This is a genomic window from Vibrio cincinnatiensis (assembly GCF_022113815.1).
Classification (GTDB): Bacteria; Pseudomonadota; Gammaproteobacteria; order Enterobacterales; family Vibrionaceae; genus Vibrio; species Vibrio cincinnatiensis_A.
This window is the reverse complement of the sequence record NZ_SGOM01000066.1, coordinates 1-810: the sequence shown is the minus strand read 5'-3', so window position 1 is coordinate 810 and position 810 is coordinate 1. Positions and strand designations below refer to the sequence as shown.

1 protein-coding gene is annotated in these 810 nt (G+C 40.2%); it reads right to left on the bottom strand.

Annotated elements, in window-relative coordinates:
• Nucleotides 1–129 precede the first annotated feature (129 nt).
• Complete coding sequence (locus EXA13_RS16605; RefSeq protein WP_238134096.1) at nt 130–765, bottom strand: hypothetical protein; 636 nt, start codon at nt 763–765, stop codon at nt 130–132.
• Nucleotides 766–810: the final 45 nt, after the last annotated feature.

Genomic DNA, 810 nt, shown 5'->3' with positions numbered 1-810 from the left:
CTAACGCCCTGTTAAGGTGTGAACAACGCAATACCGATGCTACCGCATACCACCTTAAACACTGAAACCAACGCATAGTAAAAATGCCACGCGTTGAGAATCACTCTTAAACAGATTGTTATACAGCGGTTACTGACAATGCTGTTTTTCAAGCCATGTGCAAAACACCTCTATTGCATCTATTGCTTGATTAAAGTTACTTTCATCAACATGAACACGAACCCAGTTGAACCCTGCATTTACCTTTGGTACATCAGCAGATTTTACAAATACATGAGATTGAAACTTATCTAGATCTCGTTTTAGGTGGGTTACTGAATTTGAGGTAATGTCCTCACTATGTTGCGTTCTATTGCGGGCTAAGACTAGCTGTTCAAGCACATCAACATCTATTGGGCATTGAGTAAAATCCACGCCATGAGAAGCGATTCCGTCTTTCAATGCATGAAACCAACCTTTGTTTCCTTTTCTTGAAACGGCTTCAACACCTTTAGGGGCTTCTTGACGATCAAGCCACCCATTCATGTATAGTTGCAATGCTGATGATAGCATCGACAAAGAAGCCAAACCGACAGCTTCAATGCCATCTTGAGCTTGAATCCATTCATAAATATATTGAGGATCACCAGACTCATCATATGTTGGAACATATGGCTCTTGTTCATTTTCTATGAGGCTTATGATTGATTTGAAAGGCTTCACTCCCTCTGAATAAAAGAAACGAGCAAATTTCAGCCTTTCGTCTGTAAATACATGTATATCCAAAGATTACTCCTAATTCGTAGCTGTATAACGCCGCATTAAGGGGCA